The sequence below is a fragment of the Dactylosporangium fulvum genome (assembly GCF_025137375.1).
GTDB classification, from domain to species: domain Bacteria; phylum Actinomycetota; class Actinomycetes; order Mycobacteriales; family Micromonosporaceae; genus Dactylosporangium; species Dactylosporangium fulvum.
Genome location: NZ_CP073720.1, coordinates 4364695 through 4389845 on the forward strand (window position 1 = coordinate 4364695; position 25151 = coordinate 4389845).

Sequence of the window (25151 nt, forward strand, 5' to 3'; positions counted from 1 at the left end):
GCCCCGATCGGCGAAACCCGGCTCACAATCCGTGCGACGAGTTATGGCACGGCACACGGGTGGCGTCGACGTACTACAACATCAACTACGGTGCGGTGCAGTTCATGGAGGGTTCCTACCCGCTGTTCCAGATCGGTGTCGGCAACCGCTCCTTGTCCAACGCGGGTGGCAGCAGCTACCGCGCCACGTACGTCTACCGGTACTGCTGAACCCCGCTCGGACCAGTCGACCGGACCCGTCGACCGTGGTCCGACCGCACGCGCCACGTGTGCTGAGGCGGACGCGTGGTGATGGCGCGGGCCACTGTGGCGGCGTCGATGTCGGGTGGGGTCGCACAGCGGCAGGAGATCTGCGCGGGGTACACGGGTGCAGGCGTCGCGGCAACTCGCGGACCGAAGGCCCAGCGACCGCCCATGCCGTCAGAGAGCAGGGTGACATGCATCAACGACCGCCGGTGCGGCAGCGCCCGCGGGGACGTCCCGCATGCGACTGGGTGTGCTGCGCAGACGGCGCGGGAACAGCGGGCGGCGGACATGCGAAAAGAACTGCGTTTTGTGCGGGACGAGCAAAGGTGGGTGCCGTGCTGCTCGGACAGGTTCGGGGTGCCCGTCGGCGAACCTGTCCGAGCGGCACGGGTCAGGCCGCTGCGGCGACCGATTGGTTCTCGACGGGGAGCAGGGTCACGTGGTGCCGTGCGGCGTCGAGGTGACCGCGCGCTTCGGCGAGCGCGGTCTCGGCGGCCGCCACATGCCGGCCCGCGGCGGGCCGGAAGTCCCCCACGTACGGGCTGAGCTGGTGGGCGAGTTCGGTGAGCGCCGCGGTGGTGTCGGCGAGCGTCGCCACCGCGAGCTCAGGCGGGTAGTGCCCGTTTCCTGCGGCGGTACGGCAGGTGTGGCCGGCGACGTCGCGCAGGTGCCGTAGCGCGGCCGGTACCACCATCTCTTCGTCGAGATCGGCATCGACGGTGTGGATCAGGACGAACGCCTCCGCGGTGGCGGCATCTGGTGGGGCGACGTCGGGAATCGCGATGTCGGGTATGGGAGGGGCGTGACCTTCCGCGGCACCGCCCAGGTCGCTGACGTGCGCTGCCCCGTGGCAGATCGTGGCCGAACTACAAAGAACCTTTGAGCTCAGTCCTGACGGGGCTTGGGGGAATTCGACAGCCAGGTCAACGGCTCCCCGCCGATTGCAGCGTCGGCGAGGCGTAGAGCCGAATCGGTCTTGAGGGCCGCTCTGCAGTTGTCGATCCAGGACTGCACGGTCGTAATGCCCTGGTGCTGATACTCGACGGCCTGGATGAGGCACTCGAGCTTGTCCGCGTCGCGTGCGACGATCGCTTCAGGGGTCGTGGCGGCCTCGTATTCGGCCACGGCCGAGGTGATCGTGTCCACAACCGTCGGTGGGCATCCGGCGATCTGATCGGCGGTGATGCTCGGGTTGTCCGCAGCCTTGAGGTACCGCTTTCCGATGCGTGAGATGTCCCCGATTCGGGTCTCTTGGGTGTCGTGTAGCACGCACATCAGGGCGACGCGAGCTGGGTCGACGCCTTCCATCGCGGCGAGGATGGTGCCCGTGATGGCGGCTCGGAACGAGTGGTCGGCGATGGACTCCGGGTTGTTGATGCCAGCGATCCACCAGCCGGTGCGCTTGGCCCGTTTCAGCATGCCGACCTCGAAGAGGAAGCTCATGGCGCCGGCTGTGTCAGCGTCGGTCATCATCCCGTCCTTTGCTGGTGAACCCCGCTCATGCGGAGTCCGTAGAGGATGGACGTTAGCTCGCGTCGGGATTGGGCGGAAATCGTGTTGCTGTCGAGTACTTCAACGGCGCGGCGCAGCAGGTCGCTGCCGAGTTCGGGTTCGTCCTGTGCGAGTCGATGCCGGAGGGTCAGCAGTGCCCACAGACTGTGAATGTTCAGGTCAATGAACGGATGGCCTGCGTAGAGCCGGTCGACCAGGTGACGCAGGAGGCGGCCGCCTCGCCAGGACAGCGACTTGTCGGGCATGAAGGAATCGTCGCGCTGGCGGTGCGCTACGTCGCCGACCCAGTATGCCGAGTAGTTGAGGCCGCCAGTTCACAGGCGTCATCTGGATGAGCGCGGGCGATGAAGTCGCGTAGAGGCTGGGGGTCGCCTTGTTTGGCAAGGCTTGTGGCTACCGAGCGGGCATCTGGCCACAGCGGCGACCATGTGTGGAACGTCGAAGGCGATACCGACTTCTTCGCCGTTTGGCCGAGCCAGGAGGCTGTATGCCCTGAGGGGTCGATTCCCGCGAGGAAGCAGGCCTGACGGTGGAGAAGGACGCTGCCGGGACTCCGTTGTCCGGCGCGATCGGCGATGATCTGGAGGTTGTCGAAGAAGGCACGTCGTTCAGCTGACTCCAGCGACGGACTTGCGGGAACGGGACCTCGGCGTCCGGTCGGGCGGTGCAGTGCGCGGAACACGGCTGGCTCCTGACCGACGACGGCCCAGGCCAGCATCTCGGTCAACGAATGCGTCAACACGGTCCAGCCAAGTGGGTGGTGGTCGACGGCGTAGGTCTCCGGGTCCGCATCGAGAATAATGTCGAGGAGGTAGTCCGTCTCCGCGGCCTCGTCGAGCATGCCGAGCAGTCGCGGGTTGGCGCCGAGTCGAGCGAGCTTGTGGCGGACGGCGATGGCTTGACCGAACGTCACTGATGTGAAGGGCCGCCGACCGGACTCCCAGCTTTGCACTGTCGCGCGGTCGACGCCGAGGTCCGCGGCGACCCGTTCCTGGCTGGCCGGGATCGATTCCCGGATGAGTTTGAACATGTACCCGGTAACGGTGCCTCGATGCGCTGCCCGACGCCCGGAACGCATCTTCACCCCCAACACGTACTCGCGGTTGGCATTGAACCTAAATCGACGTGCCATGAGCGCCGTTGGTGCCTGGAACTCGTACCGTCAGTGAGTCCATTCACCGGCACGTCGATCGTAGCGTTACCGTCACGGATCGCACCAAACAGCCGCAGCGGCGCGGACTGTGTGGCCGGTCTCGTTCGACAGCGAGGGCGCTGGAACGCGCCGACCTGCGTCGGACAAAGCAGGGCTCCCCGCTGCTACATGATCAGCGAGCTGTGGCGGCGGGTGAAGGGTTGGGCGTGCCGTGCGGCGCGGGTCGCGCTGGGCGGTGTGGTTCGTGTCGTACGGCACGTCCTTCCCACACACGTAAGGAGATGACGGTGATGCCGGCCGGGTCAGTGGTGTTCGACAGTGGGGACGCCGGCCGTGCAGTTCGCCGGTGGTCGGGGTTCAACCTCCTGATCACCAGCGAGACGGAATGGTCGACGTAGCGCGTCGCCGTCATGCTTCGGGCCACAGTTTTGTGATGAGAGGGAGATGAGGGAAGGTGGCGCAGAAGCCCGCCGAGCTGATGCCTTTCGAGTCGCCTCAGCATTACCTCGGCGCTGAACTCCGTGCTTGGCGACTCCTGCGGGGATATTCCCTCGCGCGGCTCGGTTCTGCGGTCCACGTCTCCGGCGCACTGCTTGGCAAGATCGAGAAGGCTCAGCATTGGCCGAGCAAGGACCTCGTTGAACGCTGCGACGAAACCCTCAGCGCCGCCGGAACGCTCACACGCTTGTACGGCCTGGCCTGCACGGGGTTCCAAGCCGGCGAGGGACTTCATGGAAGCTCCTATGGCAGTGTGGGACGTGGCGACCAGAGCCCAGCCATGGCTGCGGACCCAGTGCTGTACTCGGACGCGCTGGCGGTCGTTGCGGACTTCGAGGTCTATCGGCGTCGGCGACTTGATGCCGTGCCTGACGCAATGTCGGCCATGACAGCGCCAGATGTCAGGTTGGCGAGAGTGAGAGGCGATACGAGAAAATGACGTCCATGGAGTTTCAGTCGATTGAGCGAGCCCCGGAGGCGTTCCAGCAGCCGATTGCCGAAGAAGACATCACGGCGATCTGTCGGCGGGTATTCGGCGCGCACGTTCAGGTGAGCTCTGCGGTCGAGTTGGGCGCCGGGATGTACAACAACACCTATCGTGTGCAGGTCAGTGGACAGGAACAGCCGGTGGTCCTGCGGGTCGCGCCGCCTGCCGCGAAGCAGTTCCGCAGCGAGCGGGAGTTGATGCGCAACGAGTACGCCACTGTGCCGTGGCTGACGTCGATCGCGTCGTTGATGCCCCAGGTGGTCGCCGCGGACTGGTCCCACGAGGTGATCGACCGCGACTATCTGGTGCAGACGCTCCTGGACGGCGTTCCGGCGCCTGATCACCTGGGCAGCTATCCGCGCACCACGTGGCCCCATTTCTTCCGGCAGTTGGGTGAGATCGCCCGCCAGGTGCACGCCATTCGTGGGCCGCGCTTCGGCCCGGTTGCCGGTCCTGGGTATGCGACGTGGGCGCAGGCTCTGCAGGCGAGCTTCGCCGATATCGCGGCGGACGTGGACAGCGTCGGGCTCGACGCCGCCGATCTGCGGACGATTGCTGCGCTGGTCGGCGAACGCAGTGTGGTGTTCGACGAGGTGCGGGTGCCGCGGATGCTCGCCGGCGATCTGTGGACGGTCAACGTGATGCTCGACGCTCACGCTGCCGAGCCCACGATCACGGGCGTGTTCGACCTGGACCGGACCTGGTGGGGTGATCCGGCCGCTGACTGGACCATGCACATGGCGCTGGCGAAGCCCGGTACCGAACGGGATGCCTTCTGGGACAGCTACGGACCGCTGGAGCGGTCTGCGGAGGCATCGCTGCGGGCGTTCGTCTACCAGGCGCGGCACATTGGCGCCATCCGGTTGGAACGGCACCGCTTGGGCAACGCCGAGGGCGTGGCGGGCACCTATGACGACATGGCGAGGGTCCAGGCGAGCTTGGGTTGAGCGAACACCGGATCGCTCAGCTGGCGACGGCGGTAACCGCGACCCTGTGGAGCAGGTGTGCGGTGGGCAGGCGCCGGGCGGCCTCTTGCTGCAGGCCGGCCAGGCCGAGGTCGTCGCCGGGATCGCCCAGTGTGAGGGCGACCTGATAGATGGCCAGGTATGTGGCGGTCCAGTCCGGGTTGGCGACGCAGCGGATCGGGGTGAAGCCGGCGCGGCGGAGGAGCTTCGGCCAGTCGGTGGTTCGGTGGCGTTGCGGGAGTCGGCGGTCGCCCGGTTTCCTGGGATGCCAACCGGTGAGGACGAGGCGTCCGCCGGGGCGCAGGATCCGGCGGGTCTCGCCGAGTACGGCTGCCGGGGCGGCGTACTGGAATGCGTCGATCGACACGGCGGCGTCGGCGCTGCGATCGGCGAGCCCGATGGCGGTGAGGTCGGCGACGATGAACCGGGCCGTTCCGTCCATGCCAAAAGCTGCTGCGCGGCGGTCGGCCTCGGCCGCCGCGACCGCGGAGAAGTCCACGCCGATCAGGCGCACCCGGGCCAGGTGAGCCAGCCAGAGGCCGGGACCACCGCGTCCGCATCCGAGATCCGTGAGGAGCTGCCCGCGCTGCAGGGCCAGCTCGTTGCTGAGATGGTGCAGCAGGTCGGCGGAGAGGAACGAGAACGGCTCGACGCGGATGGGCAGCAGCGGGTCGACGATGCGCATGACGGTCGCGACTCCGCCGCCGCCCGTCTGGCTGGAGTACAGGGCGTCGAACTCGGGTGCGGAGATCGGCACATGCCGTGTTGTGCTGGCGGTGTTCGGTTTCGGGTCGACCTCGATGCGGACGTCGGCCATGAGTTGATCGGCGTGCCGCTCGACGTGTTCGGCATTCGGGCCGGTCACGATCAGGTGGCCGATTCTGCTGCGGTTGTCCTGGGCTTTCCTGACGCGGTCGCCGATCGCCGTACGGATTCGGACGTCCGGGACTTCCGGGCTGCGCTGAGGTAGTCCGTGGACCGCTCGCAAGCGGCCGGCGTGTGGGCTGGTGAGGAACCGTACCGTGGCGTAGTGGCTCTGAGTCGCGTCGAGGGTGGCGGGCCGGCCGAGCGCGGTGTTGAGCAGCGCCGACCACGGGTTGATGCCGAGGGCGTGCTGGATGAGGAATCCGATCTGGCCGGCGCCGAGGCGGGCGCTGATCTCGATGACGGTGCATCGCCCGTCTTCGCCCACCATGACCTCGGTGTGGGAGGGGCCGTTGCGGATGCCGACGGCGGTGATCGCTCGTTCCACGGCGCGGTGGACGGTGTGTTCGATGCCGGGTGGGAGCGTGGCGGGCAGGCTGTGCCCGAGCTCGATCGGGTGCTGTCCCGAGGCGACCTGTTTGCGTGTGGTGCACAGGTGGCGGGTGTGCCCTTGTTGGGTGATCGATTCGACGCTGTACTCGGCGCCGTCGACGTGTTCTTGGATGAGCACTTGGGTGTCGAGGGAGATGCCGTACATGCCGCGTGGGGTGCGTGCCGTCCGCCAGGCTGCGGCGATGGCGGAGGGGTCACGGACAACCGTGACGCCCGCTGAGCCGGCGGCCTCGGCGGGCTTGACCACGCACGGGAACGCGATCTGGCCCGTCGCACAAAGGTGCCGCAGCTGCGCCTCGCTCGCGACCATCTCCGTCCGCGGCGTGGGCACCCCATGGCGAGTGAGCGCCTGGTGCATGGTGGCCTTGTTCCGGGCGGCCGGAGCGAGGTCGGGGTCGTTGCCGGGCAGGCCGAGGGCGGCGCAGGCGCGGGCCAGCAGTGGGGTCAGGTACTCGTTGGTGGTGAGTACCGCGTCGGCGCGGATCTTCCGCGCGTATGCGACGAGTTCGTCGAGTGAGGATGCTGGTCGGGAGAGATCGGTCAATAGACACCCGGACAGCGCGTTACGAAGGTCGGCGCTGTAGGTCGCGTAGTAGTCATCTTGGGTGAGGGCGTACACCTGATGGCCGAGCCCGATCGCGGTGGCAGCGATGGCCCCGGCTTCAGGGCCGGCGGCCTCCAGCAGCAGGATCCGGGCGGAGGTCATAGGTAGTCCTCGCAGCCGCCGGTGCGGTGGCAACACATCGAGATTGGCAAGATCGCACCGCGATCATCTACCACAGTCCATATAGGACGGCCCGACGACACGCACGCACCCGGAATCACAAGATCGTCGACAGAGTCAATTCCGGTGTCCGCGAGCCGGGACTCAAGACGGGCGTCCGACCTGGTCTCTGCGCAGCTGCGTCTGCTGGCGCTCGGCCATCCGCCGTCATGGGTCGTGGGCGCGGACGGGCCACTGCAGTCCATCGTCTCCCTCGCGCGTTCGTAGATGCAAATAGAGCAGGTTGCATGCAAGAACGAGAGGGAGTCTGCCACCTCCCTCTCGCGTCCCCGATCACCTCCTGGGGCATGATGCCGACCCCGTTCGCCGGCCCGGACGCGGCCCTCGACCTCACGTCGCTGGGCCGCGTCGTGCGCCGATACGTCGCGGACGGGTGTGACGGAGTGGTGGTCCTCGGCGTCGTAGGCGAGCCCGCGACACTGACGGAGGCGTAGCGCCGCGTTGTCTGTACGACGGCAGCGGCAGCGGGCGCGCCGGTGATCGCAGGTGCGCTCGTCGGTGGGCCCGACGGTGTTCTCGAGGACATCGAGCGTGTCGTCGTGCCCTGCGCCTCGTCGCTCACCGGTGTCATGGTGCCCGTGCATGCCGACGGCGAGGAGCCGGTCGTTGGCTCGACCTGGTGCACCGACGGTCCGGGCTGCCCGTGCTCGTCCAGGACCTGCCCCCCATCAACCGCAGCCCAGCCAGCCACCGATCCGATCTCGTCGAACGCTGAGGAACTGCACTGATGCCCGAGACCACTACCGATACACAGACCCGCTCCGGCGGCTGCCTGTGCGGGAAGATCCGGTTCACCGTCACCGGCTCACCCGACTATCCGCATGTGTGCAGCTGTGTGCACTGCCAGAAGCGTGCCGGTGGACCAATGCAGTCCTGGGTCGGGTTCCCCCTCGAAGGGCTGCGCTGGACCGGCGACGGCGGCGAGCCGACCTGGTACGACACCTTCCCCGGCCAGACTAGGCGCGGCTTCTGCGCCACCTGCGGCAGCCACCTCGCCGCGTTCGACTACGGCGACACCATCAGCGGCATCAACATGACCGCCCTCGACGACCGGACCGGCGAGGACCTCATTCCAGTCAACCAGTCCTTCCGCGGCGACGCGGTCGCCTGGCTGCCGCACGTGCCCGACACGAGCAGAGGGCCGGTTCGTGCCGAGCAGTGACTCGACATCGCAGGTGCGCTGTCGGCATACCTGGCGCCCTATCCGGCGAAGCAGCGTCGCCGGCCGAGCCGGTGCTGGCGCGGGGTGGGCTTCGCCTTGCGCAGGAACGTCTCGATGACCGGGCGGAACTGTCCCTGGAACCCTGCAGAATCCACTTACCGCCGTGGAGGGGTGGACCGAGGCGGCCGCTGACACCCTCGACGCCGCCGGCGACAGCCGCCCGGTCCAAGCCGCGCAGGACCAGCTATTGCGCGCGTGCTGGGGATCAATTGTCTCGGACCGCGCTTCCGCGGGTCGTACTAGATACGAGGCGCCCGACGGCTGCATCGGGCACGGGTGGCCTTGGACGGAGCCGGTCACGTAGCGCGGACCAGACCCGTCCGGCGTCCGGGGTGTGGCGGATCTGTTCGCCGACGCGTTGCGCCCCAGCGCGGTACGACACGTCGGTGAGCACGGTGCGGACCGCCGCACCGGCCCGGGCTGGGTCGTCGACGACGATGCCGGCCGCGGCGGCGACCCGCTGAGCATTTATCGGCTTCTCGGCTCCCTTGGGACACAGCACCATCGGGATGCCGTGGCTCATCGCGGCCAGGACGGTGCCGGCACCGCCCGCCGCCACCACTGCGGTTACGCCGGTGGCGAGCAGCTGCGCCATCGGCGTGAAGCCCACGAAGCGGACGTTGCCCCGGGCGCCGGTTTGTGGGCGGGTGCAGCCGGGCGGGACTAGCGCCAGCACGTCAACGTCGCCGAGGGTGGCGACGGCGTCGACGAGGGTGTCGAGCATGCCGAGGTCGAGCAGGACGGTGCCCAGGGTGACCAGCACCTGTGGCCGTCCGGGCGTGGACGGTGGCAGGTCCGGCGGCTGGCCTGGGGTTGGTCCGGCGTAGGGGCGGGCGCGGATTGGCAGCCGGTCGGCTGGCGGCGACCAACCTGGGCTGTGCAGGGCGGGCGGCCACGGGTCTACAAGCGCGACCCGGCTGGGCCGGGCCAGGCCCCGCTGTGCATAGCGAGGCGCGAGGAGGGCTTCCATGGCCGGCGACAGCGGCGGCGGGGCGACTGGTAGCCCGATCGCGTGCTGGACGAGCGGAAGCCCCAGCGTGGCGGCCACCATCGGCCCGGCCGCGTCGTACTCGTCCGCGACGATCACGTCGGCATCGAACGCCCGGGCTGTGCCCAGGATCGTGTCGAAGGCCAGATCCACTCGGGTTCCGGCGAAGAAGGATGCTACTGGGAAGATGTCGCGCGGATCGGCCATGTCGGCGCCGTTGGTGCGCTGGTCGTTCTCGGCCAGCAGTTCAGCCGGCTCCGGCCCGCCCGGCCACACCGGCAGCTCGCCGACGAGGTGTGCCATCGACGGCGGGACGGCGACGGCGGCTTCGTGACCGGCTGCGGCTACGGCTTCGGCGAGGGGCAGCAGCGGCAGGAGATGGCCGTAGATCGGTACCGCGGTGAACAGCACGCGCACGCCGCTCATTGTCGCGGCCGCGCCCCGAGTGCGCCTCGGCGGTTCGTGCGAGGCATTCCGACGTGGTGCCCGCGCCCTCGCCGTTGATCAGTGGCGCCATCAGGTGTACGAGTTGGCCGAGCGGACCCGGGCTGCTGCCGCCGCCCAGCTTGAGGCATTGGTCAACCTCGCCGTTGCCGTGCGTGCAGCGGAGGAAGCTGGCCCGTCAACGCGACTCCGCTCCGGCGGCTGGCTCGAGTTCGCCCCAGAGGTGACAGTCCTGCGCGAAGTCCTGGCGGCCAGGGTCGCCTGGGAATTTGCAGACGACGAAGGCCTCCGCAGGGAGGACGAGCGGAGCCGCCTGACGGAGCAGATCATCCACGCTCTCGAAAGCTCTGGGGTGCCACTGGCGATCCTGATTGACGAAACAAGATCGACGCTGAGCTGTCCGACCCGCCTACCGCCGTTGACGCCTCTTGAGGGAGTCACTGGCATCCGGCGGCGAGCTCAGCGTGAAGGAGCACGCCATCCAAACCCGTTGGTTCGGGTCACGCGCCGTCGTGTGGCCGTGGCGCAGTCCCTTGTGCATCGCGGTCGCTTTGGGGACATGGCGTGCGCGATCCATGGGACGGCGGGCGCTATCATCGTCGTGGCGGCCACGCCCGCCGCACTCCGAGCAGCTCCCGCCCACACCGGCCGCTGCGACGACGGACAAGCCGTCACCGACGCAGCGTGAGGCTGAACCCGTGGCTCGCTTCGACCTGCGGCGGGTGTGGGACGCTGCTGGAGGTCTCGATGAGCAGCAACAATCGGGCCCGTTCACGCGCAATCCGTGGTCGGATGGCCGCTTCCGGCGAGAAATACACGACCGCTGCTGCCGCGGTTGCCCGACCGCCTCGCCCAGCAAACCACCTTCGGGCCGTCTGTTTCGGCTGCCGCAAGGATATTGCTGCGGGCAACGGCGTGATCCACGTCTCGTACGACGAGATCGAGAGAGTGGAGCGTGCCAGGGCTGCGGCCGAGGAGCAGCGGTTGGCGAAAGCAAGTTCCGAAGGCGGGACCCGCGTCGCGGCGGACCTGGTCACCGCGAAGGAGTTGCTCGCGGCAAGCATGGCGGCTGAGTGGCAGGTTCACTGCGACGACTGCAACCCGCACAATGCCGACGGCTGCGGTGCCTGTTACTGGTTCGAGGTTGAACGATGCTCGACCTGGGCGCAGCTGGTGGAATGGACTGCGCAGCTCGCAGAGAAGTCCTGGCTACCGGCAACGAACTGGATGAGCTTCATCCGTTGACAACGTGGCGCACAGATCTTCCGAGGTCGGTCTGATCTGCCACCCTTCGGACCGGTACGAGGACGCCTAACGCAAACGTGGCGGGCATGGCCGGCGAGAGGCGTGCGTCGGCCGTGCACCGCGGCGTTGCGACTTCGGGCCGGTGGGACTGGCAACGCCGGCGACCCTCCCGGCCCGGCACCCGACGTGTCCGGGTTGAGGTGGTTGGTGTGGACGCGCCCTTGCCGGAGGTAGCAGGGCGGGCATGACCGGTTCAGAAGATCGTCGAGGTTCCTGCGCCTGTTGATCGCTTCCGAAGTGAGCCGTGCCCGCATCGCCGTCATCGCTGATCGCCTCGCTGTCGGCGGCGCCGGCCGGACTCTGCGCACCGCAGTTGGCTGCTGGCCTGCCCGCCGCCCTGGCGCACGTCTCCGATCCGCGCGCCCGTCGGGGCGTACGCCGTCAACTGGTCGTCGTGGTCACCGCAGCGGTCTGTGCGGTCGTTGCTGGCCTCTTCTCGGCGATCGCCGGCATGGTGTTGACCTTCGGGCTCGCCGGAGCGGGCGCGAGCGTGGGCGGCCCACTGCCGCTCGACATCGTCGGTGCCGTCGTCCTGGGCGGTGCCAGCCCTACCGGCGGGCGCGGCGGCCTGCCGTGTGAGCAGGCGATCGCCCGGCTCCCGCGGCGACGATCCGCCAGACAGATTGACAAGTTCCGAAATACACGATCGACGTATCTCGAAGGATTTCGTTACGTTCATTTCTGGCTGGTTGCCGCCACGTTACCTGCCGTTTTGATTCCCCATCTCGCCGCACCGCCAGCCGAGCTGGAAAGGAAACCATGGCTCGCATCCGCAGCCCTCACCGATCGACATCCGCCCCAACCGCGGCCCGCCGCCGACGCCGCGTGGTGGCTTGGATCGCCGCCGTGCTGACCACACTGGCCACGGCTTGTTTGATGGTGGTGTCCAACCTGTCGACGGCCGGAGCCGCCGCCGGCCTCGATCCCAGCCAGTTCAAGGGCGTGCACTGGTCCCGGCTGGGCGACAACTTCAGTCCCGACCGGCTGGTCCTGCAAGGGTTGTCGCCGAACGACGACTACAACACCACCCGGAGCAAGGCTGACGCGATGTTCGCGTCGTTCCAGAGCGGGCTGGGCGCCAACACGGTCCGGCTGCCGATCAACCCGGCCACCACGGCCTGGGCCTCCTACAACGGCGTGATCGACGCCGCTACCGCCAGGGGCTTCAAGGTGATCCTGTCCTACTGGTCCCAGGACGGCACCAACATGGTCCCCGCCAGCTTCCTGGCCACGTTCAACCAGATGTGGGACACCCTGGCCGCCAGGTACCTGAGCAACCCTCTGATCTACTTCGATCCGATCAACGAGCCCATCGGCTTCAACACCGCCCAGTGGCTGGACTTCGCGGCCACCTGGATCGCCCGCATGAACGCGGCCGGCCTACCCAACAACCGGATGTTCATCGAGGGCGCCCAACTCGACGGCGGCGGCTGGGGCAGTGACATTCGCCCGCTGTGCAACGACGCCCGCTTCAACGGTGTGTACCTCGCCCTGCACCGCTACGCCTTCCCGTACGGTTCGCGCACCTACGACCAGTGGGTCACCGACCTCACCACCCTGATCGGCAACTGCGCCGACCGCACGGTCATCGAGGAGTTCGGCGCGTCCGCGGACACCGGCGTCGACTTCAACGCCACGCCCAGCGGATCGACCGACAAGGAGGTCGCGTACCTGCGCGCCCTCACCGACGTCGTCCACAACCTCCACCTGGGCGCGATCTGGTGCCACACCATCGGCGGCCGTACGTCCACCCCGGACCACGACACGCTGAACAACCTGCGGCTCGGTACCGCGTTCGACGGAAGCCTCGGCAACACGCCGCTGTGGCAGCCCAACACCACGGCGGTCGATCGCCTGCAATACGCGTGGGGCGGGCCCACCCCGGGCCCGACAGGACTGCGGAACGTCGGCTCCAACACGTGCCTCGACGTCCCCAACTCGTCCCAGACCAACGATGTCCAGCTCCAGGTCGCGGGCTGCGTGGGCGCCACCAACCAGCGCTGGACCAGGCAGGCAAACCAATCGATCACCGTCTACAACGGTACGAAATGTCTGGACGCCTTGGGTTTCGGCAAAACCAACGGCACCCGCGTCGTCATCCATGACTGCCTGGGCGGCAACAACCAGAAGTGGCGGCTCTTCTCCGACGGGACCATCCGCGGTGTCGACTCCCACCTCTGCCTGGATGCCGACCCGAGCAACGCCCAGAACGTCCGGCTCTGGTCCTGCGGCAGCGGCACCAACCAGAAGTGGACGCTGGACGTCAACGGGACGACGCCTCCGCCGTCGCGAGTCGAGGCGGAGGCGTTCTCGTCGCAGCTCGGCACCCAGAACGTGGCGGATGCGAACGCGACCGGCGGCTTCCGGGTCGGCTACATCGACGGCGGCGACTGGCTCGGATTCGCGTCGGTGAACGTGTCCGGCGCGACCGGGATCACCGCGCGGGTGGCGTCGGGCGGCACCGGCGGCCAGATCCAGGTCCGGTCGGGCTCCCAGAGCGGTCCGCTGCTCGGCACGCTGAACGTGGCGAACACGGGCGGATACGGGACCTTCGTGGACGTGTCGGCCCCGCTGTCGGCCGGCTCGGGTCCGTTGTTCCTGGTGTTCGTGGGCACGGGTACCGGTGGGTTGTTCGACGTGGACAACTTCGTGCTGACCGGTGGCACGCCGCCTCCGCCGCCGGGGAACCTGGCGCTGAACCGGCCGGCGTCGGCGTCGTCGTCGTGCAATGCGAACGAGGGTCCGGCGAAGGCGGTCAACGGTACGGTCAACGGCGGCAACACCGACAAGTGGTGTGCGCTGGGCGCCACGAAGTGGTGGCAGGTGGACCTGGGATCGTCGATGTCGGTGAGCCGGTTCGTGGTGCGCCACGCCGGCGCCGGCGGTGAGAACGTCGCGTGGAACACCCGTGACTACGACATCCAGGTGTCGACGAACGGGACCACGTGGACGACGGTGTCGCAGGTCCTCGGCAACACCGCCAACGTGTCCACCCACACGATCGCTGCGGCCCAGGCGCGGTACGTGCAGATGAACGTGCTGGTGCCGACGAGCAACACGGACGCGGCGGCCCGCATCTACGAGTTCGAGGTCTACGCCAGCTGAACGGCTGTTCGCACGACGAGGGGCCGGCCCGTGCGGGTCGGCCCCTCGGCACGCGCGCAAGCAATGCGTCCTGCGGGCGCACGGCGGGATGTTGCACAGCGCCGTCCGCGACACCCCACTGCTGCAGGACTCTCGGGTAGGTGCCGTCGGCGAACAGGCGGGCCAGGGCCAGCCTGGACGACGTCGGCCAGGTCCCGGTCGGCCGCGTTCACCGCGAGGCGATCAGCGATGACGGCGATGCGGGCACGGCTCACTTCGGAAGCGATCAACAGGCGCAGGAACCTCGACGATCTTCTGAACCGGTCATGCCCGCCCTGCTACCTCCAGCAAGGGCGCGTCCACACCAACCACCTCAACCCGGACACCCAACACGACTTTGCCGGGTCCCTGCCGCCTAGTGCGACGTTCCTCAAAGGCGGTACACGAACTTGCGGCGGAGGGTGCGGGTGGGTGGTGCCGGTCGTCCTCACACCCAGGGTTGGCGTTTGTGTTGAGCTGGGTGGTGGCCATCTCGACGGCGTAGGCGATCTCGGCGGTGTCGACAAAGGACTGTCCGGCGAACGCGGCCCGGCGTAGCAGCCGCCACCAGCCCTCGGCCATGTTCAGCCAGCAGGCCCGTTTCGGGATGAATACCTGCTGGATACGGGGATGGCGGGCCAGCCAGCAGCGCACCTTGGCGCTGAAGTGGCTGGACAGATTGTCGGTGACCACCCGGATCTGGCCCCGCCGGTTGGCCCCGGCGACCTGGGCGAGGAGTTGGATCCAGCCGTCGCTGTTGCGGGAGGGTGCACAGCAGGTCACCTCGGCGCCGTCGCGGATGCGGAGCGCGCCGTAGACCCACAGCTTGTCCGTCCCGCGGGAGTATTCGAGGGGTGCTTTGATGCGGTGGCCGTCGGGCGACCAGCCCGGTGCCGGCGGGAACGTGCGCGCGATCACCGGACCCAGCTCGTCGGCGCAGATCACCGTGGTGCACGCCGGCGGGTGGGTGTAGAGCTCGACGACCGCCGCCCTTTTGAGACGAACTGCGGATCGTCGCTTTCCGCCCCAACTCGCCGCGATCATCTTCGCCCGCATGATCCAGTCCGCCGGAGCATGCCTGGCCCCGGCCAGCTTACGGACCTTGCGTTCCTCCTCCACATCCATCGGAGGACGCGCGTACAGCAACTTCGGCATGACAGATCGCCTCCCCACCAGCATCCCACCGCCGGACAGAAACGATCTACACCTCCAAAGAGGAACTGAGCACTAGGCGGTGTCCGCTGTCGTGGCACCCCCAATCCGAACATTTCGGGGGAGCGACCAGGAACTCGGCGCAGCGGTCGCCGACCATGCGGAACTCGCGGCGCGCCTCACACCTATGATCGACGCTCGTCTCGCAGCGCTGCCGATCGACGCCCACCCGACGATCTCCGGCAGCGGCGCGACCCCGGGCCCGCCGGCCTCGACCCATGCGGTCAGGTCGCCGATGACGGCGTCGTCGAGCAGGTAGCCGAGCCAGACGGGCCGGGCGCCGGCCCGCCCGGCGGCGGGCATGGGGTGCACGACGACGATGTTGGACCGCTCGCACGCGTCGAGGCACCCGCTGACCCGCACCCCCGCCTGCCCGAGCGCCGCCCGTAGCCGGGCCACCTGCCCGGCGTGGTCCACGTCCGGGTGCTTGCGGGGCGAGCCGCAGCAGCAGTCCCGGCACACGGTCACCAGCGGTTGATCCACTTCCCGAGCCTATGCCAGCGCCCCTGTTGTCCTATAGTCTTACTGTCGTAGGACAACAGAGAGGCGGGCCGGCGTGATCGAGTTCGTGCTGGACGGCCGGTCGAAGGTAAACACCTACGTGCAGCTCGTCCAGCAGGTCAAACAGGCCCTGCGGGTCGGGCTGCTGGTGCCCGGCGACCGGCTGCCGAAGGTCCGCGATGTCGCGCAGTCCCTGGCCATCAACCCGAACACGGTCCTGAAGGCCTACCGGGAGCTGGAGCTCGAAGGGCTCGCCGAGGGGCGGCCGGGGGTCGGCACGTTCGTCACCGGCACCCTCGCCGGCGACTCCCTCGCCAACCAGGCCGACCTGCGCGCCGAGCTGCTCGACTGGCTGCGCCGGGCCCAGGCGGCGGGCCTGAGCGACGAGGACGTCAGCGCGCTCGTCGACACCACGATCCGCGCCGCGCGGCAGGCCGACGCCCTGCTGGAGGAGCTGGCATGAGAGGACACGAGATGGAGCACGTGCTGGAGGCCGACGGGCTCGGCATGCGGTACGGGGCACGCTGGGCGCTGCGGGACTGCACTCTGCGGCTGCCGGCCGGCCGGGTTGCCGCACTGGTCGGGCCCAACGGATCCGGCAAGTCCACGCTGCTGCACCTGGCCGTCGGCCTGCTGCGCCCCGACGCCGGCGCGGTGCGGGTCTTCGGCAACACGCCGTATGAGAACACCGCCGCCCTCGCCGACATCGGCTTCGTCGCCCAGGACACCCCGCTCTACCGCGACTTCACCGCCGACGACCTAGTCACCATGGGCGGCAAGGTCAACCGGCGGTGGGACGCCACGCTCGCCCGGACCCGGCTCGCCCAGGCCGGCATCCCGCCCCGGATCCCGGTCGGCAAGCTCTCCGGCGGCCAGCGCGCCCAGGTCGCCCTGGCCCTGGCCCTCGCCAAGCGGCCCCGGCTGCTGCTGCTCGACGAGCCGGTCGCCAGCCTCGACCCCGTCGCGCGGCGCGAGTTCCTGCGGACGCTGATGGGCGGCGTCGCCGAGTCCGGCACGACCGTGCTGCTCTCCTCGCACATCCTCGCCGACCTCGAGCACTCCTGCGACCACCTCGTCGTGCTCAGCTCCGGCGCCGTGCAGCTGTCCGGCGCCGTCGACGACATCGTCGGCGAGCACCGGCGCCTGGTCGGCCCGCGGCACCACGGCGAGCCGATCGGCGGCGTCACCGCCGTCGTCCGGGCCCGGCACACCGACCGGCAGTCGACGCTGCTGGTGCGCGTCACCGGCCGGGTCACCGACCCGTCGTGGACGGTGCACGAGCTGACCCTGGAAGACCTGATCCTGGCCTACCTGTCCGACGGCGTCACGGAGGCCACCCACGAGGCATGGGGAGTCGCGGCATGATCTGGCTGACCTGGCGGCAGCACCGCAAGCAGGGCCTCTACACGCTGCTCGGGCTGGCCGCGCTCGCCGCGTTCATCGTGCCGACCGGCCTGGCGATGCGCCACGACCTCGACCGGCTCGTCGTGCAGCGCTGCGCGACCGGCGGCGAGCTGTGCGACCGCGGGGTCAACCAGTTCATCGACATCTACAGCCCACTGCTCTACGTCGCGGTGCTGCTCCTGGCCGTGCCGCTGCTGTTCGGCCTGTTCTGGGGTGCGCCGCTCGTCGCCCGCGAGATCGAGCAGGGCACCCACCGCATGATCTGGACCCAGGGCATCAGCCGCCGGCACTGGGCCTGGACCAAGGCCGGCCTCCTCGGCGGCGCGGTCGCCGTCCTCGCCGCCGGCTACGGCTGGGGCATCTCGTGGTGGTACGAGCCCCTGCAGTTCCGCGAGAGCCGCTTCACCGAGGTCTTCTTCGACGTCCAGGGCGTCGTCCCGGTCGGCTACACGCTGTTCGCGGTCGCCCTCGGCCTGTACGCCGGCACCGTGCTGCCGAAGGTCATGTCCGCGATGGCGGTCACCCTGCCGGCCTACATCGCCGCGCGGGTGGCCGTCGGCATGTACGCCCGGCCGCGCTTCATGGCGCCGCTCACCCGCAGCCTCGGGATCGACGACCGCGTCGACCTGATGGCCGGCGCCTGGCTGATGTCGACGGAGGTGCGCCAGGCGGACGGCACCCGCGTCACCGGCGGCATGATGGTCTGCCGGCCGGAGGGCGACGGCGGCCTGTGCGCCGCGGCCCGGGAGATGGGCCTGCGCCCCGGCGCCTACAACTACCAGGTGTACCAGCCCGAGGGCCGGTTCTGGACCTTCCAGTGGATCGAGACCGGCATCTTCGTGGCCGCGGCCGCGCTGCTCCTCTGGCTCGCGGTCCGCCGCGTACGCCGCATCGCCTGACCGCCGCCGGTGTGCGCGGACGTCGCGCACACCGGAACCGCTCAGCATCGAGTCAGTGTCGAAGGCCGGACACGGAATCGTCGCAACCGGCCGGGTGACGGCATGACGCGAACAACGACGCGGGCCGCGGCGCGGGTCGTTGTTCGCGTCATGCACCTGGACGACTACGACACCGAGCCACGCGTCACCCGGTCCCGTTCACCGTGCCGGTTCACCCGCGGCCTGCAAGTACGGGGACCGGCTTCTCCACCTCCTGCGTGCGGGCCGGCGGACGCAGCAGCACCAGGACCGCCACCCCGGCAACCGCGGCCAGGACGGCGCTGACCAGGAAGACACGGTCCAGGCCGGCGGCGTAAGCGGTGCGCAGCACTGCTGCGGACGTTTGTCCGAGCAGTTCGCGGTAACCACCGCCGGTAAGCTGTTCGGCCGTCGCTTCCGGCGCGGCGACGGTGCCGCTGCCTGCCAGGACGTGTCGGGCCTGGCCGGCCACCACGGTGGCGAAGACCGGCAGGGCCAGGGCATAGCCGAGTTGGCGGAAGGTGTTCGACGCGCCGTTGGCCATACCGGCGCGTTCCGGCGGCACCACGGCCAGCGCGGCGGAGGCCAGCACCGGCGTGCTCAGGCCTACCCCGAGGCCGGACACGCAGAGTCCGGGCACCAGCGCGGCCCAGCCCGAGTCCGGGCCGACCAGCATGCACAGCGCGGTGCCGACAGCGACGAGCAGCAGGCCCCAGCCGATGCTGTGCCGCGGCGGGACCGCGTGCAGCAGCCGGCCGCCGACGCCGGCGACCATGAAGGCGACCGCGGCCATCGGTGCCAGCACCAGCCCGGCGGCCATCGCGCCGAGGCCGAGCACCGACTGGGCCCAGAGCGAGACGAACACCAGGTTGGCGAAGGCGGCCGCGGTCAGTGCCGCCGAGCCGAACATCAACACGGAGAACGACGGCCGCCGGAACAACGCCAGGTCCAGCATCGGATTGGTCCGGCCCCGCTCCAGCAACAGGAACAGCAGGGTCACCGCCGCGCCGGCGGCCAGCACGCCGATCGTCGTCGGGTCGGTCCAGCCCGCGTCCCCGGCGCGGATGAGGCCGTACACGACCAACGTCGCGGCGACGGTGAAGCTTGCCACGCCGGGCAGGTCGACCCGTCCGGCGGCTGAGCCGCGACGGCCGGGTAGAGCCAGGCGGGCCAGCACCACTGCCACCGCGGCGACCGGCAGGTTGACCAGGAAGATCGACCGCCAGCCCACGTGCTCGGTCAGCACTCCGCCGAGGATCGGCCCGGCCGCGGCCGCCGCGCCGTTGGCCGCGCCCCACACGCCGAATGCCACCGAGCGGTCCCGGCCGGTGTAGGTGGCGCCAAGCAGCGCCGCGTTGGTGGCGTACATTGCCGCGGCACCGAGGCCCTGTACGCCCCGGGCGGCGATGAGCACACCGATGTTCGGCGCCAGCCCGCACGCGAGCGACGCGACCGCGAAAACAACCAGGCCGATGATGAAGACCCGCCGGTGACCGAGCCGGTCGGACAGTGAGCCGGCCGCCATGAGAAGGGCGGCCAGCACCAGCACGTAGAGGTCCACGGTCCATTGCAGCGCCGCGAACGACGAATGCAGTTCGCTGGCCAGGGCCGGCGCGGCGATGCTGACGATGGTCAGATCGATCAGCAGCATGAACGTACTCAACGAAACCGCGAGCAGGGGCAACCATTTGCGCATGACCGGAAGACTGCCCGCTGCCGGAGCTGTCAGGCGCCTACCTCGTCGAACACGGCGGAATCTGACACGTTGCTACTGTTCTGGGGTGGATCCACTCATGATCGACGAACTTGACCGTCAGCTCGCCCACGCCTTGCAGATCGACGGCCGCGCCTCGTTCAGCCACATCGCCACCGTGCTCGCCACCTCCGACCGCACGATCGCCCGGCGGTACCGGCGGCTGCGCTCGGCCGGCGCCCTACGCGTGGTCGGTCTACCCGACGCGGCGGCACTCGGCCATGTCGATTGGCTGGTGCGGATGCGGTGCACGCCCGACGCCGCTGTGCCCGTGGCCGCCACGCTGGCCCGCCGCGCCGACACGTCCTGGGTCACGCTCCTGTCCGGCGGAACCGAGATCAACTGCATCACCCGGACCCGCGCGCAGACCGACGAGGGCGAGCTGTTGCTGCAGAAGCTGCCCCGCACGCCACGCATCACAGCCGTCACCGCGCACTGCATGCTGCGAGCGGTCGCCGGCACCAACGGCTGGCCCGGCCGTACGGGCGCGCTCAACCCCGACCAGATCGCCGCTCTGCACCCGGCGCCGAGCACAACCGTGCCGCCCGACGAGCGGGTCGCGCTCACCAGCGCTGACAACCACCTGCTCACCGCGCTGGCCAAGGACGGCCGTGCCAGCAACGCAGCCCTCGCGGCCGCCACCGGCTGGTCGGAGACGACGGTCCGGCGCCGCCTCGAGCAGCTACGGCGCAGCCGCGTGCTGTACTTCGACGTCGAGATCGAACCGGCGTTGTTCGGCTACGCCGCGGAGGCGGCGCTGTGGCTCACCGTCGCCCCGGGCGCCTTGACCGCCGTCACCCGGGCACTCGCCACCCACCCACAGATCGGCTACGCCGCGGCCATCACCGGTCCGGCCAACGTCGCGGCGTCGGTGATCTGCCGCGACCTGGACGAGCTGTACGACTACCTCGCCACCGGCATCGGCTCGCTCGACGGCGTGTCGCGGGCGGAGACGGCGCCGGTCGTGCGGCGGATGAAGAGCGCCGGCACGCTCCTGGTGTCCTGACCACCGATGCCGACGACGACTCGTACGAACGGCGGCTACGCGTCCCGGGTTCCAATTTGGCCTTTCGCGCTGGGCCGCCGGCGGCTATCGTCGGGCGGCGAGTGACCCATGAGGAGCTGAGACATGCCCGGTCGTCCGAGCACGCGTTGACGCCGTAGGCCGTAACCGGCCTGTCATCGCGTGCTGCCCTTGCATTGCGCGGCACAGCGAGTCTTTTCCACCTGGACCGTCGGCGGATTTGCCGGACGGCCGTCGGTGGACCGTGTCCGCAGCGATCCAAGGGGTCATTGTGCCGTCCGCTTCTGATGATGTTCGACCCGTCACGCCCAGCCTCTGGCGCAACGCCGACTTCCGCAGCCTTTGGGCCGGTCAGACGGCCTCACAGCTCGGCGAGCACACGAGCCTGGTGATGCTGCCGCTGCTCGCCGTCCTGACGCTCAACGTCGGCGCGGATCAACTGGGCTTTCTGCGCGCGGTCGGGCAGGCGCCGCCGCTGCTGCTCGCGCTGTTCATCGGCGTGTGGGTGGACCGGTGGCGGACCCGCACCGTCATGGTCCTGGCGGACCTCGGCCGAGCCGTGGCGCTGGGCACAGCCGCCGTGGCCGCGCTCCTGGGCGGCCTCGGACTGCCGGTCCTGCTGGCCGTCGCCTTCGCCGTCGGGGCCTTGTCGGTGTTCTTCGACGTCGCCTATCAAGCTTCCCTGATCCGCCTGGTGCGACGCGAGCAGCTGCTGCAGGGCAACAGCGCGATCGAGGGAAGCCGGTCCGCGGCCCAGGTCGGCGGTCCCGCCCTCGGCGGGGCGATGGCGTCCCTGCTGTCGGCGCCGATCGCCGCCGCGTCGAGCGCTCTGTTCTTCGTCGTCTCGTTCGCGTCCATCGCCCGTATCCGCCACCGCGAGTCGATCTCCCTGCCTCCCGGCGGTCCGCAGCGTATCTGGCGGCAGATCCACGAGGGCCTCCGCTTCGTGGCCGGCAACACCGTGCTCCGCACCGTGTGTCTCGCCTCGGCCGCGTTCCAGTTCTCCCTCGCGGCCACGATGACCGCCTATCTGCTCTTCCTGCCGCGAGCTCTGCACCTGTCCGGCACCGTCATCGGACTGGCGCTCGCCGCTACGGGACCGGGCGCGCTGGTCGGTTCCCTGCTCGCCGCTCGCCTCCCGAGCCGCCTCGGTTACGGACCGGTGCTCGTCGCGGCGGCGGCGGTCGGTGACGGCGTGATGCTGTTCGCGCCCGCGCTGCACGGCGGCTCGATGGCGACCGTCTCCGCGCTGATCGCGATCAACCTGGTGTTCGGCGCCTTCGGTCAACTGGTCAATGTCACGATCATGGCGGTCCGGCAGGCCGTCACGCCGGACACGTTGCAGGGCCGCGTCGCCGCGACGATCACCTTCGCCGGCATGGGCCTGACGCCGGTCGGCTCGCTGCTCGGCGGCCTCCTCGCCGAACATTGGGGAATACGCACGGCTCTGCTGGTGACAGCCGCCGGCATGATGCTGTCACCCTTGCTGATGGCGCTGTCCCCACTCGCCGGCCTGGGCCGGACCCTTCCAGCACCGGACGCGCCCGGGTGAATCCGGCAGGTGAACGAACAGGTCCCGTCCGGGCGGGGACTGTCGGCCCTCCCGAACCGGGTCATGTGGCCCTGCCGCGTGCCGGTAGCCGAGTGGTCGGCTGTGGCCTGTCGTCGCCGTTGGTGCGGCGGGTCTGGAGGGTTCGCGTCAATGGCGGATGTTGCGGTGCCCACGTCGGCAGGCATCGGTGACGGGACCGCGGTGTCGGGTACGCTGACCGGCGACCGCCAAGGGCCGTGGCAGCGCCTCCTCCTGGTGCTGTTCATCGCGGTGCCGTCGCTGGCTGTGCCCGCCGCCGTGTGGATCGCGTGGGGCTGGGGCGTGCACTGGCGGGACATGGTGATCGCCGCCGTGTTCTACGTGGTGACCGGGTATGGGATCACAGCTGGATTCCACCGGCTGTTCACCCACGGCTCGTTCCGGGCCCGCCGTGGCCTGCGGATCGCGCTGGCGATCGCCGGCAGCATGGCGATCGAGGGCCCGGTGGTCCGGTGGGTGGCCGACCATCGGATGCACCATCAGTTCTCCGACCGCGACGGCGACCCGCACTCGCCGTGGCGATACGGCACGTCGGCCTGGGCGGTGGCGAAGGGGCTCGTCTGGGCGCACGTCGGCTGGCTGTTCGAGCCCGTGCAGGCGCCGCAGCGCCGGTACGCGCCGGACCTGCTCGCCGACCGGGACGTCGTGCGCGTGTCCCGGGCGTTCCCGCTCTGGGTGGCGGCCTCGCTGCTGCTGCCCGCCGCCTTCGGCGGGCTGCTGGCGATGTCCTGGCAGGGGGCGCTGACCGGCTTCTTCTGGGGTGGCCTGGTCCGCATCGGTGTGCTGCACCACGTGACCTGGTCGGTCAACTCGATCTGCCACGTCTTCGGCAAACGGCAGTTCGTCTCCCGGGACCGCTCCACCAACGTGTGGTGGCTGGCCCTGCCGTCGCTGGGGGAGTCCTGGCACAACCTGCACCACGCCGAGCCGACCAGCGCCCGGCACGGGGTGCTGCGCGGCCAGCTCGATCCCAGCGCCCGGCTGATCCGGATCTGGGAGGCGATCGGGTGGGCGTCGGACGTGCGCTGGCCCGACCCGGTCCGGATCGCGGCGAGGCGGTTGCCCTGATGCGGATCATCGGTACCGGCCACGCGGGCATGCTGATCGAGACCGCGGCCGGCAGCATCCTCTGTGACCCGTGGGTCAACCCGGCGTTCTTCGCCTCCTGGTTCCCGTTCCCGGACAACTCGGAGCTGGACTGGGACCGGCTGGGTCGCTGCGACTACCTGTACGTCTCGCACCTGCACCGCGACCACTTCGACGCCGAGAACCTGCGCCGGCACGTGTCGAAGCGGGCGACCGTGCTGCTGCCCGAGTACCCCACCAGCGACCTCGAGGACGAGCTGCGCGAGCTGGGCTTCACCTCGTTCCTGCGGACCCGCGACAACGAGCCCGTCACGCTCGACGGCGGGCTGACCGTCATGATCCAGGCGCTGGTGTCACCCACCGACGGGCCGATCGGCGACTCGTCGCTGTGGGTCGAGCACGACGGCGTTCGCCTGCTCAACCAGAACGACGCCCGGCCGCGCGACCTGACCACGTTCGCGGCGCTGGGCCACGTCCACGCGCACATGCTGCAGTTCTCCGGCGCGATCTGGTACCCGATGGTGTACGAGCTGCCCGAGGCCGCCAAGCGGGCGTTCGGCGTGCAGAAGCGGGAGCGGCAGTTCGACCGGACCCTGCGGTACATCGACGAGCTGGCGGCCGACTGGGTCTTCCCGATCGCCGGACCGCCGTGTTTCCTCGACGACGAACTGTGGCCCAACAACGACCTCGGCACCGACAAGGGCAACGTCTTCCCCGACCAGCAGGTGTTCATCGACCATTACGAAGGCCTCGGCCGTCGCAACGGGGTCGTCCTGCTGCCCGGCACGACGGCCACGGTCACCCCCGGCGACTGTGAGGTCACGCAGCCGGTGCCCGACGTCCGTGCGTTCTTCGCCGACAAGGAGACGTACCTTCGCGAGTACCAGCGGCGGCAGCGCCCGGTCATCGAGGCGGCCAAGGCGTCGTGGCGGCATCCGGAGATCGACGTCGTCGGTGAGCTGCGCCGGCGGCTGCATCCGCTGCTCGCGGAGAGCGAGCGCATCGTCGGCGGCATCGGCGGCCCGGTCCGCCTCGAGCTGACCGACGACGCCGGCCGGGTCACCGACCAGATCCTGTTCGACTTCCCCGCCCGGGAGGTTCGGCCCGCCGGCGACGAGAAGGTGCGCTACCGGTTCCGCACCGCCCGCCGCCTGGTCGAGCACCTGCTGCACACCGGTGAGGCCGACTGGGTCAACAGCCTGTTCCTGTCCTGCCGCTTCACCGCGGCCCGCATCGGCCAGTACAACGAATACCTCTACACCTTCTTCAAGTGCCTCACCCCCGAACGGTTGCACTACGCCGAGGCCTGGTACGCCGAACAGGACACCGACGACGAGGACATCACCCTCGGCGACTGGCTCGTGCAACGGCACTGCCCCCACCTGAAGGCGAACCTGGCGCGGTTCGCCCAGCTCAACGACACCGTCCTGACCTGCCAGATGCACGGCTGGCGCTTCGACCTGCCCACCGGTCGCTGCCTCACCACCGCCGGGCACTCGATCCGGGCCAGCCGCATCGGCGCCGATGTACACGCCGATGATGCCGCTGGAGGCGCCGCCTGACCGCCTTGACGCCGAAGCCGATCGTCACCCGCCCCTGGCCGGTACGTCAGGCACCCCG

Annotated in this window: 24 protein-coding genes and 1 pseudogene; 16 read left to right on the forward strand and 9 right to left on the reverse strand. The window is 69.5% G+C overall.

All coding sequences use genetic code 11. From position 1 onward, the window contains the following. Nucleotides 1-59 precede the first annotated feature (59 nt). Nucleotides 60-209: a hypothetical protein gene (locus tag Dfulv_RS20605; RefSeq protein WP_259865750.1), complete on the forward strand. Its 150-nt coding sequence runs from the start codon at nucleotides 60-62 to the stop codon at nucleotides 207-209. A 427-nt stretch (nucleotides 210-636) separates the two neighbouring features. Here Dfulv_RS20605 and Dfulv_RS20610 read toward each other — a convergent pair whose 3' ends face one another. From Dfulv_RS20610 to Dfulv_RS20620, 4 genes are all read right to left on the reverse strand, one after another. Then, nucleotides 637-939, reverse strand: coding sequence for a hypothetical protein (locus tag Dfulv_RS20610; protein ID WP_259865752.1), 303 nt, complete (start codon nucleotides 937-939; stop codon nucleotides 637-639). 191 nt (nucleotides 940-1130) lie between these two features. Next, nucleotides 1131-1718: an HD domain-containing protein gene (locus Dfulv_RS20615; protein ID WP_259865753.1), complete on the reverse strand. Its 588-nt coding sequence runs from the start codon at nucleotides 1716-1718 to the stop codon at nucleotides 1131-1133. Beyond that, nucleotides 1715-2002 carry a hypothetical protein gene (locus tag Dfulv_RS48590; RefSeq protein ID WP_319805813.1) on the reverse strand — a complete coding sequence of 96 codons (288 nt, stop codon included), beginning with the start codon at nucleotides 2000-2002 and terminating at the stop codon, nucleotides 1715-1717. Before Dfulv_RS48590 ends, Dfulv_RS20615 begins: the two co-directional genes overlap by 4 nt. A 26-nt stretch (nucleotides 2003-2028) precedes the next feature. Further along, nucleotides 2029-2787, reverse strand: coding sequence for a helix-turn-helix transcriptional regulator (locus Dfulv_RS20620; protein ID WP_319805814.1), 759 nt, complete (start codon nucleotides 2785-2787; stop codon nucleotides 2029-2031). 577 nt (nucleotides 2788-3364) lie between these two features. On the opposite strand from Dfulv_RS20620, the gene Dfulv_RS20625 reads away from it, so the two are divergent. After that, nucleotides 3365-3847 (forward strand): helix-turn-helix domain-containing protein, encoded by a 483-nt coding sequence (locus Dfulv_RS20625; protein WP_259865755.1) that lies wholly within the window; start codon nucleotides 3365-3367, stop codon nucleotides 3845-3847. A 5-nt stretch (nucleotides 3848-3852) separates the two neighbouring features. Next, nucleotides 3853-4842 (forward strand): phosphotransferase family protein, encoded by a 990-nt coding sequence (locus Dfulv_RS20630; protein WP_259865757.1) that lies wholly within the window; start codon nucleotides 3853-3855, stop codon nucleotides 4840-4842. A 16-nt stretch (nucleotides 4843-4858) separates the two neighbouring features. Here the strand turns inward: Dfulv_RS20630 and Dfulv_RS20635 are convergent, their stop codons facing one another. Continuing rightward, nucleotides 4859-6883: an ATP-grasp domain-containing protein gene (locus tag Dfulv_RS20635; protein WP_259865759.1), complete on the reverse strand. Its 2025-nt coding sequence runs from the start codon at nucleotides 6881-6883 to the stop codon at nucleotides 4859-4861. A 305-nt stretch (nucleotides 6884-7188) separates the two neighbouring features. Between Dfulv_RS20635 and Dfulv_RS20640 the strand changes: the two genes are divergently transcribed. Together Dfulv_RS20640 and Dfulv_RS20645 are read left to right on the forward strand one after the other, a co-directional pair. Further along, entirely contained in the window at nucleotides 7189-7395 is a 207-nt protein-coding gene (locus tag Dfulv_RS20640; protein ID WP_259865761.1) for a hypothetical protein, read from the forward strand. Between the two features lie 293 nt (nucleotides 7396-7688). Beyond that, nucleotides 7689-8123: a GFA family protein gene (locus Dfulv_RS20645; protein ID WP_259865764.1), complete on the forward strand. Its 435-nt coding sequence runs from the start codon at nucleotides 7689-7691 to the stop codon at nucleotides 8121-8123. Nucleotides 8124-8388: 265 nt separating this feature from the next. Here Dfulv_RS20645 and Dfulv_RS20650 read toward each other — a convergent pair whose 3' ends face one another. Then, nucleotides 8389-9588 carry a glycosyltransferase gene (locus Dfulv_RS20650; RefSeq protein WP_259865765.1) on the reverse strand — a complete coding sequence of 400 codons (1200 nt, stop codon included), beginning with the start codon at nucleotides 9586-9588 and terminating at the stop codon, nucleotides 8389-8391. Here Dfulv_RS20650 and Dfulv_RS20655 point away from each other — a divergent pair. The 4 genes from Dfulv_RS20655 to Dfulv_RS20670 all read left to right on the forward strand — a co-directional run bounded on the left by Dfulv_RS20655 (nucleotide 9572) and on the right by Dfulv_RS20670 (nucleotide 14025). After that, complete coding sequence (locus tag Dfulv_RS20655; RefSeq protein ID WP_259865767.1) at nucleotides 9572-10303, forward strand: hypothetical protein; 732 nt, start codon at nucleotides 9572-9574, stop codon at nucleotides 10301-10303. The two genes, Dfulv_RS20650 and Dfulv_RS20655, sit on opposite strands and share 17 nt — an antisense overlap. A 59-nt stretch (nucleotides 10304-10362) precedes the next feature. Next, complete coding sequence (locus Dfulv_RS20660) at nucleotides 10363-10860, forward strand: hypothetical protein (protein ID WP_259865769.1); 498 nt, start codon at nucleotides 10363-10365, stop codon at nucleotides 10858-10860. 304 nt (nucleotides 10861-11164) lie between these two features. Then, entirely contained in the window at nucleotides 11165-11773 is a 609-nt protein-coding gene (locus Dfulv_RS20665) for a hypothetical protein (protein WP_259865771.1), read from the forward strand. Continuing rightward, nucleotides 11767-14025 carry a carbohydrate-binding protein gene (locus tag Dfulv_RS20670; RefSeq protein WP_259865773.1) on the forward strand — a complete coding sequence of 753 codons (2259 nt, stop codon included), beginning with the start codon at nucleotides 11767-11769 and terminating at the stop codon, nucleotides 14023-14025. The genes Dfulv_RS20665 and Dfulv_RS20670 overlap by 7 nt, the downstream gene beginning before the upstream one ends. A 303-nt stretch (nucleotides 14026-14328) precedes the next feature. Here the strand turns inward: Dfulv_RS20670 and Dfulv_RS20675 are convergent, their stop codons facing one another. Both Dfulv_RS20675 and Dfulv_RS20680 read right to left on the reverse strand, forming a co-directional pair. Then, nucleotides 14329-15198, reverse strand: a complete 870-nt coding sequence (locus Dfulv_RS20675; RefSeq protein ID WP_259865775.1) for an IS630 family transposase — start codon at nucleotides 15196-15198, stop codon at nucleotides 14329-14331. 228 nt (nucleotides 15199-15426) lie between these two features. After that, nucleotides 15427-15723, reverse strand: a pseudogene (locus Dfulv_RS20680) (hypothetical protein); the annotation flags it as partial. Between the two features lie 88 nt (nucleotides 15724-15811). Here Dfulv_RS20680 and Dfulv_RS20685 point away from each other — a divergent pair. From Dfulv_RS20685 to Dfulv_RS20695, 3 genes are read left to right on the forward strand one after another with little or no spacing between them, the layout of a single operon-like run. Further along, entirely contained in the window at nucleotides 15812-16219 is a 408-nt protein-coding gene (locus Dfulv_RS20685) for a GntR family transcriptional regulator (protein ID WP_259865777.1), read from the forward strand. An 11-nt stretch (nucleotides 16220-16230) separates the two neighbouring features. Further along, entirely contained in the window at nucleotides 16231-17121 is an 891-nt protein-coding gene (locus Dfulv_RS20690; protein WP_259867793.1) for an ABC transporter ATP-binding protein, read from the forward strand. Further along, nucleotides 17118-18059 carry a transporter gene (locus Dfulv_RS20695; protein WP_259865779.1) on the forward strand — a complete coding sequence of 314 codons (942 nt, stop codon included), beginning with the start codon at nucleotides 17118-17120 and terminating at the stop codon, nucleotides 18057-18059. Before Dfulv_RS20690 ends, Dfulv_RS20695 begins: the two co-directional genes overlap by 4 nt. A 211-nt stretch (nucleotides 18060-18270) precedes the next feature. Here the strand turns inward: Dfulv_RS20695 and Dfulv_RS20700 are convergent, their stop codons facing one another. Beyond that, nucleotides 18271-19728 (reverse strand): MFS transporter, encoded by a 1458-nt coding sequence (locus Dfulv_RS20700; RefSeq protein WP_259865781.1) that lies wholly within the window; start codon nucleotides 19726-19728, stop codon nucleotides 18271-18273. A 142-nt stretch (nucleotides 19729-19870) separates the two neighbouring features. Here Dfulv_RS20700 and Dfulv_RS20705 point away from each other — a divergent pair, with 142 nt between their 5' ends. From Dfulv_RS20705 to Dfulv_RS20720, 4 genes are all read left to right on the forward strand, one after another. Next, a complete protein-coding gene (locus Dfulv_RS20705; protein WP_259865784.1) occupies nucleotides 19871-20836 on the forward strand; it encodes an Lrp/AsnC family transcriptional regulator in 966 nt (321 codons plus the stop codon). 289 nt (nucleotides 20837-21125) lie between these two features. Further along, the gene (locus Dfulv_RS20710; protein WP_259865786.1) at nucleotides 21126-22406 is read left to right on the forward strand and encodes an MFS transporter; all 1281 of its coding nucleotides are present in this window, start codon (nucleotides 21126-21128) and stop codon (nucleotides 22404-22406) included. A gap of 150 nt (nucleotides 22407-22556) precedes the next feature. After that, nucleotides 22557-23513 (forward strand): acyl-CoA desaturase, encoded by a 957-nt coding sequence (locus Dfulv_RS20715; RefSeq protein WP_259865788.1) that lies wholly within the window; start codon nucleotides 22557-22559, stop codon nucleotides 23511-23513. Further along, entirely contained in the window at nucleotides 23513-25093 is a 1581-nt protein-coding gene (locus Dfulv_RS20720) for a Rieske 2Fe-2S domain-containing protein (protein WP_259865789.1), read from the forward strand. The genes Dfulv_RS20715 and Dfulv_RS20720 overlap by 1 nt, the downstream gene beginning before the upstream one ends. The last annotated feature ends 58 nt before the right edge of the window (nucleotides 25094-25151 follow it).